Below are 17,624 nucleotides of genomic sequence, written 5' to 3' on the forward strand. Positions count from 1 at the left end.
TTCGTGCGGGTCGCCCGACACAGGTACCCGCATAGCTCGGCGGCTGGCGAGCTGCTTCGCAGGGATGATGTGCAGAAGGTTCGTGTTCGGTCGCGCCACTTCGATGGGCGCCTTCTCGGACAGGCCGGGTGGGAGACGACGGACGTCGACGCAGCGGGCGACTTCGATTGGATCTGCACAACCGTGCTCGCGGCAGCGCTCATCGCGTTGAAGCGACCCAACGAGGATCGACGATTGAGGTCGTTCTCGTCGCGGAGTTCTTCCCCGAGCTGGATCGCCGGCACGGCCGTCCCCGCCGTGACATCGGCTTTGGCTCTTCGCACTGGCTGTCGATGCGCTTGAGCAGCGTCTCGGTTGTGTCGAGCTTGGTGCGAATCTCTTGGTCTGTGGGATGGTGCGACCCGTGGAAGCGTCGGACATCCTCACTGCTGTCATCGCGGCACTCGCCCTGCTCGTGTCAGCTCTAGCGTGGTGGCAGTCTCGGCGATCGGCGCATGCTGCTGAGCGGGCCGCTGCGGCGGCTGAGAAGGCTGTTGACGCGGCAGAGCGCTCGGCACAAGCAGACGAGCAGCTAACGCGGATCGAAGCCGAGCGGCGACACGACGAGCTGAGGCCCGTGTGGGAGGTCGCGATCGCAACGAGGAAGCGCGGCGAGACGGGTCCGCGAAAGCTGACGATCAGGCTGATGGCGGTCGCTTCTATTGACGCCGTCGCGATCCGGTCGCTCGACGCAGGCAAGCTGACGTTCATCGATAGTCAGGAAGGCGCAGCGCAGGGCGGCGACACAGCTGAGCTGGTCGCCCTTCGAAGCGGGCTTGAAGTCACGCTCCGTGTTCGAACGCCGACACCGCCGGAGGGCGGGTGCGTCAAGATGGAGCTCACTGCGCGGCGTGGTGACGATGAGTGGAAGGACCTTCATGATGTGAAGTTGCCCGCTCCTCCGCCACGCATCATTGTGCGCTGAGGTTCAGTTCCCACACCGTCACGGTTCGGCTGTGCGGGACCGGCGTGAATAGCAGGCGGTGTCCCCGGCGCGACTCGTCGCGAAGCACGACGCCCTACCCCGGTGTGCCGCCTCGGGATGTCCGTTCGAGCGCATAGTCTCCGCGCATGGATGGTGCTGCGCTCGTCGTGTCGGTGATTGCATTGGTGGTTTCCGGCTTGAGCGCCTTCTATGCAGGTCAGGTCGCTCGCGTCGAGCGCCGTCGCCAGCACCAGGAGCGTCGACCTGAGTTTGAGGCGCGCATCACGGACTCGGATGACGGATCGTCAGACTTCCAACTGTGGGTGTCGCTGATCAGTGCCGAGGCGATGGATAGCGTCACTGTGGTGCTTCCTGACGATTGTGCCTTCCAGTTCCGGGCCCAGAGCGCTGGCGTCGTTGACTCGACCCGCGCCGAGTCCGACACAGAAGGCCAGGTGGTCGAGCACGAGGGCCTGTGCTGGGGCATCAAGCTGGTGTCGGAACACCACAGGGAGCGGCAACTCATCGAGGTCGTTGCACGGGCAGGCCGCGACGAATGGTCACGGACCGTCGTTGTCGACGTGCCGTACGACGTTCTCAGCTCCGTGTGACTCGAGTGGTTGCCGCCGGATTCGAAATCGTTCAACGTTGCTGTCGAACAGATTCTGTGGGTTGTCGGCGCACCTACTCGATGCCGCACTCGCGACGACGGATGAGTGCTGGGCGGATTTGGACGTACATCGCGGGCCTTAGTCCGGTGTGTCGCCCGAATTCAGTCGGTGCGTGCTGATATGCAGGAAGGTGACGTCGCACCAGCGCCGTCACCTGCGGCGTTCCTTCCCCAACGCCAACATGTTGAAGAGGGCGCCAGCAATGCTCACCAGTCACAGGATCATCACGTCCAGCGCTTCGCACGCGGCGAGATGACGCTCAGCTGAGATGCCCGGGCTAAAGGGAGGCGGGCAAGAGGGCCTCGCGCAGATGGCGTGCGCCGCCTACGCCAACTTCGCGGCCGAGGTGAGGGTTCTGATGCGGTGAAGGAGAGAGCCTTCGCGAATGCCTCCTCCTTCGAGTTCCAGTTCAGGAAGGTCGGACCCATCGAAGCCGGTGAGTCGCTCCCGAGCGGTCGCAAGCAGTTGGTGATTCTTGTCGAACTGGTGCTTGCTAAATTCCAACATCTTCGGACTGAGCGGTCGGGTGCCACCATCCGATTCGTCGAGACGTCGCCTGTACTCCTGAGCGTCGTGCCACGCCTCATCGAGTAGCGCGAGCGCCATAGCGGCCTGACCGGCGGCATCGGAAAGCTCAGGTCCGTGGCTGAGGGCGGAGACCTGAATGAACTGGGTCGCTGCGTAGCGCAGGCGCGGGACTGCCGCGTCCGTCTTCGGCTGGTACTCCTGAACAAACCTCGGGTTAACTGAGTCCTCGACATGAAGGATGCTCAGCCAACGTGTCGACTCAACGGCCGCGGCGTACCCATCCACGGCAAGTTCACGGACCCTGGCATCCCGCGCTTCGGCTGTCTGCTCCCGCGCCTGGTTGCGACTCATCTGACCGCCGAGCCAGACGCTCACGATCGCACCGACGATCCCGAGGACTCCGAGAGTTGCCGTCCACGCGGTGTCGGACATCGCGTTCACCTCCGCGAGTGTGGAGCCCTCGAATCAAGGGGCCGAGTTTGACATGAATCTACGTGAGCGTGGTGAGCCGACCGCTCCACATGATCGCCTTCCTCCACTTACGCCGGTCGATCGTGTACCTGCGCCAGAAGAGGAAGTCATGCGGCGGCATGCGGCGGAATGACGCGCGCCGCGTGTCCGCAAACCTGCTAGCGATCTGCGCCAGCGACCTGAGCTCGAGTCGGCCGGTCGAAGACCAAGCGAACGGGCACGACCACACGGCCCGAATCCTGCCTGATCTGCTCGGCTTGTTCGCGCAAGTCCTTATCGAGCTTGGCAGCCCGCAGGGCCGCCGCCCGACCTCGGCCGGGTTCGCGGATCGCCGCCCACTGTTCGGGCGGAAACCATCCGACCAAATAGATCCCAACGCCAGCCTGGACCTCAGGTAGATAGCGTTCGGCAAGTTGCGTTCGCTGCTCCGTCATGAGGCCGCGGTTCCAGGAACCTTTCACTTCGATGACGAGCGCTAGGCGGGCCGGTCGGAAGTTGTCCTGCCCGATCGATCCAGTGAGCGCCTCGACGAGGATGTCGGTCCTTTCGCCGGCACCGTAGGCGTCTGTGGGTCGAACAAGAACCTCGCGGTTCACTGCCATCCCTCGGCCGTGTAGCCGGATCGTAAGTTCGTGGGAAAGGTAGCCCGACAAGGCGGCTTCAGGCTTCGGCAGCCACGCATCCTCGTGGAGACGGCCTGCGAGAAATCGCTTGGGGATACGATCCCAGAGAAGGTCGGCATGGCTGCGGTACTCCCGTTCAATCGTGCTGAGTGTGCGCAGCACCAGTTGCAATAGTTCCTCATCGGACCGGACCAACCGCCGCTCGGCATCCGTCATGAGGCGAGCGACTTCCTCTGGCAGCGGCGGTATCCAGGCGGTCGCGAACAATGCAGTGCGCGCCCGCAGCAGTGCGGATCGAATCACCAACCTCTCGGGATGCATCGCGGCGAGGCGGACCAGCTCCCGTACTGCGTCCTCGGTCCCCTGAGCGGCAAGGAGGCCGATCAGGTCGTCACGCCATCCTCGCGCCTGCTCGTCCGAGGTGACCCAATGAACGCCAGAGAGGTAACGGTCGTCTTCCGGGGACAAGACCTGGCTGAGTAGTTCGTACGAGGCGGCGAGCTCGGATGCGCTTAGGCTCGCCAGCATGTCGGCGCCCCGAGCGTGAGCTAGCGAGCCGGCGAGTTCGGCGAGTTGCTCGCCGCCGACGAGGTGAGTGGTAACCAGAGAGCGCCAAGTTCCGGGCGGGTCGGCGGCATACATCGCGACGGTGGCTCGCGCGGTCAGCGGCGCTAGTGCCTCTTCGGGACTACGCAGGAGCTCCAGCAGGCGGGTGTTGACCTCCGCGGGGACAACGCCTCCAAGCCCCTCCACCAGGGCGCCCCAGCCGTTCAAGAGCGCTTGAGCGAAGCCCTCCGGCAACGTCGAATTCGGACCCTCACGTTGGAAGTCTCGCCAGGAGGTCTCGAGGACGTCGAGGAGCTCCAAGCCCTTGTTTCGAACAGCATCTGACGCGAACGGGATCCCTCGTAGATCTGGAACGCTTCCTCGACTCACTTCACCCACCGTGTAGGCGGCCATTGCGGCGGCGAGCATTCGCTCAGCGTGCACGGCGCATCGCGCGAGGAGTCTCTTCTTACGCTCGAGGGGGCCCTCCTCGTAGGCCGGGTACCAGAGCAGCGCGGAGCCCCAGTGATTCCACGCGGGCGCCGGGACCTTGTCGAGTGATTCGGCACGTTCGAGGGTCGACAGGGCGATGTAGCCGGCCCAGGCTCGCCAGTCGAACCGGTCGGTCCCGAGCCAGGACTCGCCGTGGTCGTTTTCATGCGTAAGGTAATGGAGCGACGCGGCGAGGTACCGTTCCAGGGCGGTTTGCCCGAGCGATTGGAAGCCCGGGAAGCATGTGATGTCGTCCTCGTACGAGCGACGGCCCGTTCCAGTCCGCGGATCGGCCTGGCACGCGTGACTGAATCGCCAGAAGGCGTCCGTGTCGCCTGCAACAGCGGCATCGAGTTGGGCCTCCAAGTTGTCGACCACTGCCTCAACGTCCTGCTCGGACCTGGCGTCGTCCTCTTTGCATTGCCTTGTGTGATGGCGCCGCATCATGCGAGCGAACTCGCTATCGAGGGGAACGGGGTCGAATCGCGAGCGGAGTGCCGGCCATGCTGGATGGGACTGGTTCTCGTACACAAAGTGCACTAGCGGGTCGTCCAGTGGGTCGAACAACTGGTTGGCAACCTCGCCTAGGAAGTGAACCAAGCGCGTCGCGCCATGTTCAGCCAGGTCTGTGATCGCGGCGTAGAGCCACCGAAAGTCCTCAGCGTCGAGAAGTGACGCTCGGTTCGATCGTGTTGCACCCTCCGGCAGGTATGCGTCCGACCGCCAGGCCGGCGAAGACGACCATCCGCCGACGAGCTCCCACGCGTCCGAGCGTTCGATTGCATAGTCAGGTGTGACCTGGAGGTTCGCGATCGAAAGGGCCAGACGCCGGGAGAGGTCCCGAACGGCGGGAGTCAGGTCGCCGGAGGGACCGACCAGCGTGAGGCCAACCGGCAGAGGCGGGCGCCGATGGTCGAATAGGAGTGGCCGGAGAACCGCGGCCACGCGGTCAAGGTGCTCCATCGAACCGCTGACGGTTGTCGCCCGGTCCAGCACGCCGTAGACGACGTCGATCGGGACCTCGGAGCGGTCTCGCATCGAACGTGACGCGGATGGCTCTTTCGGGTCGACCTCGATCTCGTCATCGTCAGTGAACCGCTGGCTGGCCGCCCAGTCCAGCACCTGGTCTATTGCGTCCTCGGGCATTCGCTTAGGGAAGTCGACCAGGAAGCCCATATACATGCCAAAGAGGTTTGGATTGTGCCGACGGTGGATGTGCGGAAGGACCTGCTCGAGGCCAAGGAATCGTGGATAGAGGGCGTCGAGCAGAGTGCCGAGGAGCTCGTCATCGGGATCGTCGATGTACGCATCCGCGCTGAGACGGAGCGATTCAAGCACGGTGATCATCCGCAACGCCGCTGCATCCGGTGCAATCCGCATTGCCGCGCGTGCCGCTTGCGCGCGCGTGGGCGCACCCCATCGCCCATTTTCTACAAGGCGAATCAGCGGCTCCAGCAGGTCCGTTGCGTGGGTCTGTTCGGCGAGTCGGACAGCGAGTCGGACGCGCGCGAGCGTATCCCAGTCGTAAGGCTGCTCGTCGTGTGCGAGGACCTCGCTCAATTGCTCCCCGAGGCGGGGGTGCGCCAACTCCCAACGACTGTGACGCCATGGCAGTTCACCGAGCTCGATCTCGGGTGCCCGCGCGAGCAGCGCGTCAACGATCGCCTCCTTTACAGCTGGCACATCGACGACGCGGCTATGTGCGACGAGGCTCCCGGGGTCTGAGTGTGCCAACCATGAAGCCTGCTCAGGGGAGATGCTGACCAGCCAAGCGGCGGTCTCCCTCAGGTTCGTTGGGATGCTTCGAACTTCATCCGGGCCAGCTACCAGGAAGAGACTCTCGAGCTGCTGGCGGGCCATGTTCTTGCCGGCAATGTGGCGAGCGGCCAAGTAGGCGGCGATGGATCCGTGCCGGAATGCGGAGCGGTTCATGCCGCGAGCGGCGAATAGCCCGGAGTTGAGCGTCTCGAGCACGTGTTCGCGGGTCACCTCGAAAGAACCGTGGATGACCTGCTCCGAACCGCCTACGAGCGCGTCCTCTCGAATGTCTTGCGGGCCGTCAAGTAATGGGCTTCCCGCCCATATCGTGCGACGGCCCGACAGCAGGAGCAGTGCAGCTGCGCGGCCGGCGATTGCCCGCCGTTGGTCCAGGCTGCTCGATGTCGACCGATGGGCGGTCCTTGGGTGAGGCCCGAGAAGCTGGTCGACGGCCTTCTCGAAGATCTCGATCGAACTGCCGGCGAGTGCGCCGCCCTCGCGTAGGAATATTCGCGTGAGGAGCCCGAGCGTGAGGGGGACACTCGCCAGGGCGCCAGCCCCTGCACTGACGGCAGCTTCGACCATCGCAGCGCCGTCAACGCCTGGAATGCTGTCGGCAAGTCGCTGCGCCTCAGGTCTGGAGAGCGGCGCGAGATCAGCAACTGTGCAGTCGCCGCAAGTGTTGGCCAGCACGGAGGTCAGGCCATTCGGGTAGTCCGCCGCTCGGCAGGCGACGTACACGCGGAGCCCTTTGATCCTTGTTGAGTTGCATGCGCGATCGAAGGCTTGCGCGAAGCGTCGGATCATCGGACTCTCGTCGAGTTGATCGATGACGATTGTGAGGGGAGCCTCTGAACTACCCCCCTCTTCACGCTCGGAAGCCTCGGACTCCACGACTGTCTTCAAGTGCCGGCCGACCACGTCAAAGAAACTGGCATCTGTAATGCTGGCGCCGTCCACGCGAACTATTTGGTACGGCGGCATTTTGTCGACCAGCCCCCCGAAGGCCGTTGACTTGCCGATGCCGGGCTCGCCAAGCAGCACGAGCGCGCTGACGTTCATGTCTTCGGGCGCGATGAGTCCGCCGGGTGTTAGTGGCCCGGTCGGTGGAATGAGGAGGCCGGATGGTTCAAGAAATCCGTGTGCGTCAACAGGCGCGAGTTCCTCGACCAGGTCATCGCTGCTACGAATACGGCACAGTCGGTGGGCCATCACCTGAAAGTCCGCCTCCAAGCCGACCCCTTTCCGGGTGAGTGGTGTTGGCAACGACATTACGGCGTGGGCCGTGTCGCTGGCCGAAAACTCGGTGACCCGTAGCTTGCGATCCAAGGTTGGATGGCTGCTCCGTCGTTCCGGTGGTCCCCTTGCAGGGTTGTAGGTCGAGGAGATGGACAGGGCGGAGTTAAGATCTGGCCGGATCAGGATGCGAGACTTGCCCGCTGCTTCGTGGTGACGGAGTTCCGCCGCCGGCTAACAGAGTTCGCCGCCGTTGCGACCAACTGTGACGGATTTCGTCTGGCCCAGCCACGTCGATAGCCGCCGCTCTTTGCGCACGGCTGAGGGGGCGCGCTGACGCCGCCTTGCGGCCACGCGGGCGCTTATGGACGGGTTCGGCCGCCGCGCGGCGGGTGCTTCAAACTGGGTGGTTTGACCGCGGCGACCAAGCCGACAAGACGCTAGCCCGGTGTCCGGCCGACGGTTCCTGGCCGCGCCAGAGCATCGTCGCCCGTCACGCCGGGCAGGGGAGTCCGGCGTGGTCCAGGTCAACAGGCGAGTCGAGGCAGAACTCGCCGAGCACCGTGCCATCGCGGGCGCGCAGCAGCTCGACCCGGGTCGTGCCGCGTGGGGTGACGATGCGGGCGAGGCCGTGGGGTGTGATCCAGCGGTAGGCGGTGAGGCCGAGTTGGCGCACCTGGTAGCCGCCTCCGCCGTCGGGGAGGTGGCCGTGGGTCTTGATCCGATGGTGTCTTCGGGTCAGGGGAGCGGCGCTGCGGTCGCCGGTCTGGCCGGGTGGGCCGCCGCGGGCAGGTGGGATGTAGGGAGTGGGGTGGTCAAGGTCCAAGCGGCCGCCGACGCCGGCCGCGTTGGCGGAATGTGGGAAGACGTCACCGCACATCCGCTGGAGGGCGCGCTCGCGGGCGATGGTGGGGTGCTCGTAGGCATTCACGCTCGTGACTCCGGCGAGGTCCAGCACGGGTTGCACGGTGATGTCGTGGCGGCCGAGGAGCTCGACGAGCTGCTCGAGCAAGAACGGGCCGAGGCCTTCGGCTCGGGCGACGCCGGGAATGATGCCGGCGAGCGCGAGAGCCGAGATGTGGACCTGAATGACCGCCTTGCGGCGTCGGGCGGGCTTCTTCGGCGGCTCGGGTGACGGGCTGTCCTCGGTCGCGCCGTCGAGGCCGTCCAGGAACCGTGCGGCAGCGTGCGGGTCGGAGAGGAGTGCCAACGCCCGGGCTCGCAGCTGGGCCCGGGTAGCGGGCTCCTCGCCCGACGCACGGTCCTGGTGCGCCTCGAGGGCATCGGCGAGGTCGTCGATGACGGCATCCAGCTGGACCGCGGCCCCGGCCGGCAGCTTCGCGGCGAACCGGCGGGTGGCGGCCTCGCCGCCTCCCACCTGGTCGACGATGTCGCCGGGACGCGGCTTGGAGAGCCAGCACCCGGTCTTGTGGGCGTCCTCGGCGACCCGGGCCTGATGGGCGGCCAGGTCGGCTTCGATCACCTTCGCCTCGGCGATCCGCAGGATCCGGCCGGGGGACTCCTGCACCGCGGCAGCGACGGCGGCATCGACCAGGCGCACTGCATCGCGGTCGAGCTCCCTGGCCAGCACGGCGATCTTGCGCGCGAGCCAGACCGGCAGCCGCAGGTCGAGCACCAGGCTCCACAGCGCCGGCAACCGGTGGCGCAGGTCCAGCGCCGCCGCGGCGAGGTTGTGGGTGCTGACGTAGCCGGACTGGAAGGCGATGGCCAGCTCACCGATGCACAGCTCGGCCACCGGTGGTGTGCCGTCGCCACCGAGCCGGACCAGGTGGTCTCCGCCCCGCGACGCCGGTGCGGCGCTGGCGGCCGACTGCGGGTCGTTGCTGTTGCGGTCGCACCACGCCAGCGCCAGCAGGAGCTGGTCGACCTCGGCCTGGCGCCGCTCACGCACGTTGACCTCGGCGCGCGCGAGCAGCTCTCCTGCTGCCAGCTCGCCCAGGTCCAGGTCCATGACCACAGTCGATCACGCACCCCCGACACAAACCCGCGCCGATGAGGTAGGTATGAGGTGCGGCCCGATCCGCCGTGAAGTGATGTCCGAGAGGAGCACGTCATGGAGTCCACGAACCTGACCTCGTTGGCGGAGAACCAGCTCGATGCCGCGCGTGAGGCGAGCAGCGGTCGTGCCGCCGTCACCGTGTACGGCGGCCGCGAGCACCGGTTGCGGCAGACCTTGATCGCGTTGCGGGCGGGGGAGCGGCTCGGCGAGCACGATGCGCCAGAGGAGGCGACGCTGCAGGTGCTCGAGGGAGAGGTCGCGCTGCATGCCGGTGGCGAGACCTGGCGCGGTGTGGCTGGCGACCACCTCGTCATCCCGCCGCAGCGACACGACCTCGAGGCGATCAGTGATGCTGCTGTGATGCTGACCGTGGCCAACTGACCCGCCGGCGTCGACGTCAGCGCCGCAGGAAACGTGGTTGTCCTGGCGGGCGGCGGTCAGGGAGGGTTCGCCTGTGGATCTGTACGACGCCGACCTAGGGCTGCCGAACTGGCTGAGCCTGCTGCTCGCTGACGTCGATCGAGCGTTCGTCGTGACGGGGGCCGCCACGCCGGGATGGCCCGACCCGCATCCCGGCATGACCTCGCCGCTCGAGGAGGAGTACTCGCGAGTCACTGACGTCAGCAAGTACCGCATCCTCGACAGCCGCGTGGACGCCTGGATCGACGCCTTGACCCAGGCCGGTCACGCCCGTGCGGTCGAGGTGGCGGTCACGCCGTGGCTCGGTGAGGACAAGGCGTCGGACCGGCACATCCGGGTCCGCCGGATCGACCCGGTCGCTCCCGGCGGGCTGCGGCTCCTCGTCGCCGACACCCAGGTCGACGGCGAGCGGTTCGGTCTGGATGTGGGGATCTGCAGTGGCGACGCCGATGATGCGGTGCTCCTGGCGAGGGTGCCGTTCTGCGGTTGCGATGCCTGCGACTCCGGGGCCGAGGACCTGCTGGAGGAGCTGGACCGGTGGTTCCTCGCCGTCGCGGCCGGAGGTGTGGTGCATGCCCGGCAGGGCGAGGACACCGCAACTCGCACCCCGGACGGCTGGTCCACGAGCGGCGAGGCGCGCTCGTCGTGGCTCGATGCCTCTCGTCCGGTGCCGGCCGACGTACGACGCTGGGCCGGTACGCCGTGGGCGCCGGCCTGAGCCGACCGAGCCCGTGTGGCAGGGTCGAGCCGTGAACGTGACGGGGCTCCTCCTCGCGGCCGGCTCGGGCCGCCGGATGGGCATGCCCAAGGCGCTGGTCCGTGACGACGACGGCACGCCCTGGCTGACCCGGTCCGTGCAGGTGCTTCGCGACGGCGGGTGCGACCGGGTCGTGGTCGTGCTCGGTGCCGCCGCAGACGAGGCGGAGCCACTTCTCGCCGGCCTCACGGGCGTCAGCACGGTCCGCTCCGAGGACTGGTCGTCGGGGATGGGCGCCTCGCTCGCGACCGGCCTCGAAGCCCTTGACGCCGCCACTGACGCCGCCCTCGTCCACCTCGTCGACCTGCCGGACGTCACCGCGGAGGTGGTGGCGCGAGTGCTGGCGACCGCCACCGACAGCGGCAAGGCACTCGCCCGGGCGTCGTACGACGGCCGCCCGGGTCACCCCGTCCTGATCGGCCGCGACCACTGGGCCGACGTGATCACCAGCGCAGCGGGGGACCAGGGCGCACGCGCCTACCTCGCGACCCACGACGTCGCGCTCGTCGAGTGCGGGGACCTGGCGACGGGCGCCGATGTCGACCGGCGATGATGGACCGATGAGCTCGGGTACCCAGGGACGGGAAGTGTCGGCCAGGATGCGGCTGGTGGTCGTCATGGGCTGCGTCGTGCTCGGAGGCGCCATCGGTACTTTGGTGGCGATCGCCCTCGACGCATCGGAGCCGGCCGAGACCTTTGCGCGCGTCGTGGGCGTCCTGTGCGGGTACGTCGGCTCTCGGGTGATCCTGCAGCGCCGCTGACGCCCATCGGCGATGATGGCGCGATGGATGGGCCGAGCACCGACGTGCGGAACGTGCCGCCGTGGCTGGCAGGCCTGATCGCGATCGCCGGGTACCCCCTGGGAGTCGCGGTGCTGACGTTCGTGCCGCAACGTCTCGGCGCGCCCACGTGGATCGTCGTCGTGTTCGGCGTCGCCGGCGCGGCACTCGGCTACCTGACCAGCCGCGCCATCCTGCGCTGGCTCTACACGCCCCGCTGACTTCGGCAACAGTTGCCAACCTCCCGCCAACGGCGGGGTCCTAGCCTTGGTGGCATGGACACCCGCGTCGCCGATCTCGCCCGCCGGCTGGAGGAGACGGGCTACCTCGCCGACGACGAGCTGGCGACCGTCCTCTTCCTGTCGCTGGAGATGTCGCGCCCGCTGCTGCTCGAGGGCGAGCCGGGTACCGGCAAGACGGCGCTCGCGGAGGCGATCGCGGAGAGCCTGGACCGGCCGCTGATCCGGCTGCAGTGCTACGAGGGGATCGACGCGACCCAGGCGCTGTACGACTGGGACTTCCCGCGCCAGATCCTGCACCTGCGGGCCCTGGAGGCCTTGTCGGGAAGCACCAAGGGCGACGTCGAGGAGGCCGAGAAGAGCCTGTACGACGAGCGCTTCCTCCTCGCGCGACCGGTGCTGGCCGCGCTGCAGCAGAGCCCCGCGGTGCTGCTGATCGACGAGGTGGACCGCGCCGACGACGAGTTCGAGGCGTTCCTGCTCGAGGTGCTCTCCACCTTCCAGGTGACCATCCCCGAGCTCGGCACCGTGCAGGCCGCGACGCCGCCGACGGTCGTGCTCACGTCCAACCGCACCCGCGAGCTGCACGACGCGCTCAAGCGGCGCTGCCTCTACCACTGGATCGACCACCCGGGCCTCGAGCGCGAGGTCGCCATCGTGCGGAGCCGCGCGCCCGAGGTCAGCGCGACGCTGGCCCGTCAGGTGGTCGAGGTCGTGCAGCAGCTGCGGGCCGGGACCGACCTGCTCAAGCCGCCGGGCGTCGCCGAGACCCTCGACTGGGCGCGGGCCCTGCAGCACCTCGGCACCACCGACCTCGACGTCGAGACGGCGGCGCGGACCCTCGGCGCGCTGGTGAAGTACCGCGACGACGCCGAGCGGGTGCGCGCCGCGCTCGACCGGATGCTCGCGCGATGACCACCGCGACCCTGGTCCACCAACCCGACGAGATCCTCCTCGGCTTCGCGACCGCGCTCCGGGCGGCCGGCGTACCCGTCACCCAGGACCGCACCCGCGCCTACCTCGACGCCGTCGCCCTGGTCGGCCTCGGCGACCGTACGGCGACCCGCGCGGCCGGGCGCGCGACGCTGTGCGCGACCCCGGAGGACCTCGAGCGCCACGACCGGGTCTTCGACGAGTGGTTCGACCGCGACAACACCACGCCCACCCTGCGCCCCCGCACCGAACGACAGCAGCCGACGGCGTCCCTCCTCCCCGACCAGCAGGGCGAGCCGGGCGGCGGTCCGGACGAGGACGAGGACCCGATCAAGGCCGCGGCCAGCGCGATCGAGGTGCTGCGCCACCGCGACGTCGCGACCATGGACCCGGCCGACCGCATGAAGCTCGCGGCCATGTTCGGCACCCTCCGCGTCACCCTGCCCACCCGCCCGACCGCGCGTCGTACGCCGCACCGCCGCGGGGACGTCGACGCCTCCCGCACCCTGCGTGCCAGCCTGCGCCGGATGGGCGAGCCGGCCGAGATCCACCGCCGCCGACGCGCGACCCGGCCGCGCCGTGTGGTGCTGCTGGTCGACGTGTCCGGCTCGATGAGCGGGTACGCCGACGCGCTGCTCCGCCTCGCCCACCGGGTCGTCAACGCCGGCCCCGGCGTCGAGGTCTTCAGCCTCGGTACCCGGCTCACCCACCTGACCCGCGCGCTCAAGCGGCGCGACCCCGACCGGGCGATCGCGGCCGCGGGCGACGTCGTCCCGGACTGGTCGGGCGGCACCCGGCTCGGCGAGACGCTCAAGGCGTTCGTCGACCGGCACGGCCGCCGCGGGATGGCCCGCGGCGCGGTGGTCGTGATCTTCAGCGACGGCTGGGAGCGCGGGGACACCGCGCTGCTGGCCGAGCAGGTCGACCGGCTGCACCGGCTCGCCCACAAGGTCGTCTGGGTCAACCCGCACCGTGGCAAGGACGGCTACGCCCCCGTGCAGCAGGGGATCGTCGCCGTCCTGCCCCACGTCGACGCCTTCCTCGCCGGCCACTCGCTGGCGACGTTCGTCGACCTGCTCGAGGAGGTACGTCGTGCGTGAGGTCCTGTCCCAGCTGCTCGCCTGGTGGGAGGCGGGGGAGAGCGTCGGGATGGGCACCGTCGTGGCCACCTTCCGCTCCGCCCCCCGACCCCCGGGCGCCTCGATGCTGGTCGGCCCCGACGCGTCCGCGGTCGGCTCGGTGTCGGGCGGCTGCGTCGAGGGCGCGGTCTACGACCTGGCCCAGACCGTGACCACCTCCGGCACCCCGACCCTGCAGCGCTACGGCGTCTCCGACGACGACGCGTTCGCGGTCGGCCTGACCTGCGGCGGCATCCTCGACGTCTACGTCGAGAAGGTGAACCGGGAGACCTTCCCCGAGCTCGCGGCCATCGCGGCCGACATCGAGGCGGGCCGTCCGGTCGCGGTCGCGACCGTCGTCGACCACCCCGACCCGGCGTACGTCGGCCGGCGGGCGGTCATCCGTCCCGACGATCCGCCGACGGGCTCCCTGGGAAGCCGACGCATCGACGACGCCGTCCGCGACGACGCGCTGGGCCTGCTCGCCTCCGGCCACAACGGCACCCTCACCTACGGTCCCGACGGCGAGCGCCGCGGCGAGGGGATGCGGGTCTTCGTGTGGGCGTTCGCCCCGGCGCCGCGGATGCTGGTCTTCGGCGCGATCGACTTCGCCGCCGCCGTGGCGCGGGTCGGCAACTTCCTCGGCTACCACGTCACGGTCTGCGACGCGCGGCCCGTGTTCGCCACGACCAGCCGGTTCCCCGGCGCCGACGAGGTGGTCGTCGAGTGGCCGCACCGCTACCTCGCCGCCGAGCAGGAGGCCGGCCGGGTCGACGCCCGCACCGTCATCGCCGTGCTCACCCACGACCCGAAGTTCGACGTACCGCTCCTGGAGGTCGCGCTGCGGCTGCCCGAGGTCGGGTACGTCGGCGCGATGGGCTCGCGTCGTACCCACGACGACCGGATGGACCGGCTCCGCGAGGCCGGCCTCACCACCGACGAGCTGGCGAGGCTGCGCAGCCCGATCGGCCTCGACCTCGGCGCCCGCACACCCGAGGAGACCGCGATCAGCATCGCCGCCGAGATCGTCGCCGGGCGCTGGGGTGGTTCGGGGGAGCCGCTGGGGTCGCTGAGCGGCCGCATCCACACGTGATCGGCGTCACAAGCGGGAGTAGTCTGCAAGGCATGGACGAGCTCGACCAGCGTCGGCGGCGCGCGCTCGCCGCCTGGACCACGTGGGTCGAGGAGGGCGACGGCGCCCTGACCCAGGTGCGTCCCGAGATCCTCGACAGCTGGACCCGCTCGGGGGCCTCCGTCGCCCGCGACGTGGTCCAGGCACCGCTGGCCGACGAGTCGGAGACCCGTTCGTTCTGGAAGGGCTCGCCGCTGCAGATCGCGGTCGAGCGGGTCGAGGACGAGCTGCGCCGCACGGCCGAGGACGGCGACCTCGTCCTCGCGGTCACCGACCCCGACACCCGGGTGCTGTGGACGTACGGCGGCCGCGTGATGCGCCGCAAGGCCGAGACCGTGAACTTCGTGCCGGGCGGGCGCTGGGACGACCGCTCGGTCGGCACCAACGCGCTCGACCTCGCCAACCGGCTGGACCGGCCCGCGATGGTGTTCAGCGCCGAGCACTACGCCCCGATCGTGCACAACTGGGTGTGCTGGGCCGCGCCGCTGCACGACCCGGTGAGTGGCGCCAAGCTCGGCGTCCTCGACATCTCCACCACCTGGGAGCGCACCCACCCGATCGGCCTGGCCACCGCCCGCGTGCTCGCCCGGCTGGTCGAGCAGGCGCTGCCACGCACCCACCTCTACGAGGAGGCCGCGCCGCCCGAGGAGATCAGTGAGCCGGGCCTGGTGCTCAGCCTGCTCGGCACCGCCGAGGCCCGGGTCGACGGGCAGCGGCTGCTGCTGAACCGCCGCCAGACCGAGATCCTCTCGCTCCTCGCGCTGCACCCCGACGGGCTCTCGCTCGACCAGCTGCACGCGATGCTGTACGGCGACCACGCGGTCACCTTCTCCACGCTCAAGGCCGAGGTGTCCCACCTGCGCGCCGCGCTGGCCGGCCAGCTCGCCTCACGCCCCTACCGGCTGCTGATGCCGATCGCGACCGACGTCGACCACGTGCTGGCGCTGCTGCGACGCGGCCACGTCGCCGCCGCCGTCGAGGCCTACGGCGGCGACCTGCTGCCCGGCACCGAGAGTCCGGCCCTGGTCCAGATGGGGGAGTACGTCGCCGTCGCGGTCCGCGAGGCGCTGCTCGCCGACCCGCAGCCCGATGCGGTGCTGCACTACAGCGAGCTGGCGCCGTACGACACCGCGGTGCTGGAGGCCTGTCTCGCCGACCTCGGTCGTGAGGGCCGGCTCCGGCACCCCGCGATCCCGCTGCTCAAGGCGCGGCTGGCGGTCGCCGACGCCTGAGGCCAGGCGTCAGGACAGGCCCAGCCACTCCCTGATCGACTCGTTGTGCTGCCCGAGCGTGGGCGGCGCGACGTGCTGCTCGCGGCCGCCGGCGTACGCGTTGTCGTCGAAGCGCAGGGTCGGTCCGGGCAGCTGGATGTCGCCGAGCGTGGAGTGCTCGACGTCGATGAGCAGGCCCTGGGAGCGGGTCTGGTCCCACGCGTAGACGTCGTCGAGGGAGCGCACCTTGCCGGCCGGGACGCCTGCCTTGTCGAGGCGCGCGAGCACGTCCTCGGCGGCGAGCGGGGCGAGCAGCTCCTCGATCAGGGCGATCACCGCGTCGCGGTTCTGGACCCGCTCGGGGTTGGTCGCCATGCCCTCGCGCTCGGGGTCGATGCCGAGCTCGGCGCACAGCGCCTGCCACAGCTTCTCCGACCCGCAGGCGATCTGCACGGGGGCGGTCGCGGTCGCGAACATGCCGTACGGGGCGATCGACGGGTGGTGGCCGCCGGCCAGGCCGGGGACCTCCTTGGCGACGGTCCACTTGGTGCCCTGGAAGGCGTGCACGCCGACCATGCCGGCGAGCAGAGAGGTGTGCACGACGCGGCCGCGGCCGGTGCGCTCGCGCTCGTAGAGGGCAGAGACGACGCCGTACGCACCGTTCATGCCGGCCAGCAGGTCGGCGATCGGCACGCCGACCTTGGTCGGCTCGGTGAGGCCGGTCAGCGACATCAGGCCGCCCTCGCCCTGCGCGATCTGGTCGAAGCCGGAGCGCGTCGCCTCGGGGCCGTCGTGGCCGAAGCCGGTGATCTGCAGGACGACGAGGCGCGGGTTGAGCTCGTGGAGGCGGGAGATCGGGAAGCCGAGGCGGTCGAGCACACCGACCCGGAAGTTCTCCATCAGCACGTCGGCGCGCTCGACCAGCCGGGCCAGCACGTCCTGGTCGGCCGGGTCCTTGAGGTCGAGGGTGATCGACTCCTTGTTGCGGTTCGCCGAGAGGAAGTACGTCGACTCGCGCTCGCCCTCCGTGGGGTCGACGAACGGCGGGCCCCAGGTGCGGGTGTCGTCGCCACCGGGGCTCTCGACCTTGATCACGCGGGCGCCGAGGTCGCCGAGCATCATCGCCGCATGGGGGCCGGCGAGGGCACGAGTGAGGTCGAGGACCAGGACGTCGTCGAGAGGCGCGGACATGGGTCGACCCTAGTGACGACGGCAAGCGTGGTGCATGGCAGGTGTTGCCAACAGCTCCGCGCCGATCAGGGCAGGAGCAGCACCACGGTCTCGGCGACCGCGGCCGGCTTGTCCTCGCCCTCGATGTCGATGACGTGCTTGAGGGTGATCTGGTAGCCGCTGGCGAGCTCGGTGACGTCGGCCAGGGTGACCGTGAGCCGGATCCGCTTGCCGACCAGCACCGGGCTCGGGAAGCGCACCTTGTTGATGCCGTAGTTCAGCTTGGCGCCCGGGGTCTCCAGCGCGAAGATCGAGTCGCCGAGCCACGGGATGAGCGAGACGGTCAGGTAGCCGTGGGCGATGGTGCCGCCGAACGGGCCCTCCTTCGCGCGCTCCACGTCGACGTGGATCCACTGGTGGTCACCGGTCGCCTCGGCGAACTGGTTGACCCGCTCCTGGGAGATCTCGACCCAGTCACCGGTGCCGAGGACCTCGCCGTTGGCGGCGATCAGCTCGTCGAAGGTAGTGAAGACCCGCATGTGTCCGCTCCTGATGC

The 17,624-nt window shown here is 69.1% G+C and carries 16 protein-coding genes; 11 read left to right on the top strand and 5 right to left on the bottom strand.

Annotation, left to right across the window (positions count from 1 at the left end):
* Positions 1-403: 403 nt before the first annotated feature.
* Together ACZYRU_RS23875 and ACZYRU_RS23880 are read left to right on the top strand one after the other, a co-directional pair.
* Positions 404-964: a hypothetical protein gene (locus tag ACZYRU_RS23875; RefSeq protein ID WP_488959599.1), complete on the top strand. Its 561-nt coding sequence runs from the start codon at positions 404-406 to the stop codon at positions 962-964.
* Positions 965-1,110: 146 nt separating this feature from the next.
* Positions 1,111-1,575, top strand: coding sequence for a hypothetical protein (locus tag ACZYRU_RS23880; RefSeq protein ID WP_488959600.1), 465 nt, complete (start codon positions 1,111-1,113; stop codon positions 1,573-1,575).
* A 384-nt stretch (positions 1,576-1,959) separates the two neighbouring features.
* Here the strand turns inward: ACZYRU_RS23880 and ACZYRU_RS23885 are convergent, their stop codons facing one another.
* From ACZYRU_RS23885 to ACZYRU_RS23895, 3 genes are all read right to left on the bottom strand, one after another.
* Positions 1,960-2,595 carry a hypothetical protein gene (locus ACZYRU_RS23885; RefSeq protein ID WP_488959601.1) on the bottom strand — a complete coding sequence of 212 codons (636 nt, stop codon included), beginning with the start codon at positions 2,593-2,595 and terminating at the stop codon, positions 1,960-1,962.
* Positions 2,596-2,792: 197 nt separating this feature from the next.
* Positions 2,793-7,382, bottom strand: coding sequence for a hypothetical protein (locus ACZYRU_RS23890; RefSeq protein WP_488959602.1), 4,590 nt, complete (start codon positions 7,380-7,382; stop codon positions 2,793-2,795).
* 400 nt (positions 7,383-7,782) lie between these two features.
* Complete coding sequence (locus tag ACZYRU_RS23895) at positions 7,783-9,261, bottom strand: hypothetical protein (RefSeq protein ID WP_488959603.1); 1,479 nt, start codon at positions 9,259-9,261, stop codon at positions 7,783-7,785.
* Between the two features lie 102 nt (positions 9,262-9,363).
* Here ACZYRU_RS23895 and ACZYRU_RS23900 point away from each other — a divergent pair, with 102 nt between their 5' ends.
* From ACZYRU_RS23900 to ACZYRU_RS23940, 9 genes are all read left to right on the top strand, one after another.
* Entirely contained in the window at positions 9,364-9,690 is a 327-nt protein-coding gene (locus ACZYRU_RS23900; protein WP_488959604.1) for a cupin domain-containing protein, read from the top strand.
* 73 nt (positions 9,691-9,763) lie between these two features.
* On the top strand, positions 9,764-10,447 hold the full coding sequence (locus ACZYRU_RS23905; protein WP_488959605.1) for a DUF6226 family protein: 684 nt from the start codon (positions 9,764-9,766) through the stop codon (positions 10,445-10,447).
* A 31-nt stretch (positions 10,448-10,478) separates the two neighbouring features.
* Positions 10,479-11,039, top strand: a complete 561-nt coding sequence (locus tag ACZYRU_RS23910; RefSeq protein ID WP_488959606.1) for a nucleotidyltransferase family protein — start codon at positions 10,479-10,481, stop codon at positions 11,037-11,039.
* 7 nt (positions 11,040-11,046) lie between these two features.
* Positions 11,047-11,247: a hypothetical protein gene (locus ACZYRU_RS23915; RefSeq protein ID WP_488959607.1), complete on the top strand. Its 201-nt coding sequence runs from the start codon at positions 11,047-11,049 to the stop codon at positions 11,245-11,247.
* 23 nt (positions 11,248-11,270) lie between these two features.
* Positions 11,271-11,486 carry a hypothetical protein gene (locus tag ACZYRU_RS23920; RefSeq protein ID WP_488959608.1) on the top strand — a complete coding sequence of 72 codons (216 nt, stop codon included), beginning with the start codon at positions 11,271-11,273 and terminating at the stop codon, positions 11,484-11,486.
* Positions 11,487-11,540: 54 nt separating this feature from the next.
* Positions 11,541-12,419, top strand: coding sequence for an AAA family ATPase (locus ACZYRU_RS23925; protein ID WP_488959609.1), 879 nt, complete (start codon positions 11,541-11,543; stop codon positions 12,417-12,419).
* On the top strand, positions 12,416-13,537 hold the full coding sequence (locus ACZYRU_RS23930) for a vWA domain-containing protein (RefSeq protein WP_488959610.1): 1,122 nt from the start codon (positions 12,416-12,418) through the stop codon (positions 13,535-13,537). The genes ACZYRU_RS23925 and ACZYRU_RS23930 overlap by 4 nt, the downstream gene beginning before the upstream one ends.
* Entirely contained in the window at positions 13,530-14,648 is a 1,119-nt protein-coding gene (locus ACZYRU_RS23935; protein ID WP_488959611.1) for an XdhC family protein, read from the top strand. Before ACZYRU_RS23930 ends, ACZYRU_RS23935 begins: the two co-directional genes overlap by 8 nt.
* A 32-nt stretch (positions 14,649-14,680) precedes the next feature.
* Entirely contained in the window at positions 14,681-15,919 is a 1,239-nt protein-coding gene (locus ACZYRU_RS23940) for a transcriptional regulator (RefSeq protein ID WP_488959612.1), read from the top strand.
* Positions 15,920-15,928: 9 nt separating this feature from the next.
* On the opposite strand, the gene ACZYRU_RS23945 is transcribed toward ACZYRU_RS23940, so the two are convergent.
* The gene (locus tag ACZYRU_RS23945; protein ID WP_488959613.1) at positions 15,929-17,089 is read right to left on the bottom strand and encodes a CaiB/BaiF CoA transferase family protein; all 1,161 of its coding nucleotides are present in this window, start codon (positions 17,087-17,089) and stop codon (positions 15,929-15,931) included.
* Positions 17,090-17,154: 65 nt separating this feature from the next.
* Positions 17,155-17,607 carry a MaoC family dehydratase gene (locus ACZYRU_RS23950; protein ID WP_488959614.1) on the bottom strand — a complete coding sequence of 151 codons (453 nt, stop codon included), beginning with the start codon at positions 17,605-17,607 and terminating at the stop codon, positions 17,155-17,157.
* Positions 17,608-17,624: the final 17 nt, after the last annotated feature.

This window comes from Nocardioides sp. F233 (assembly GCF_057813895.1).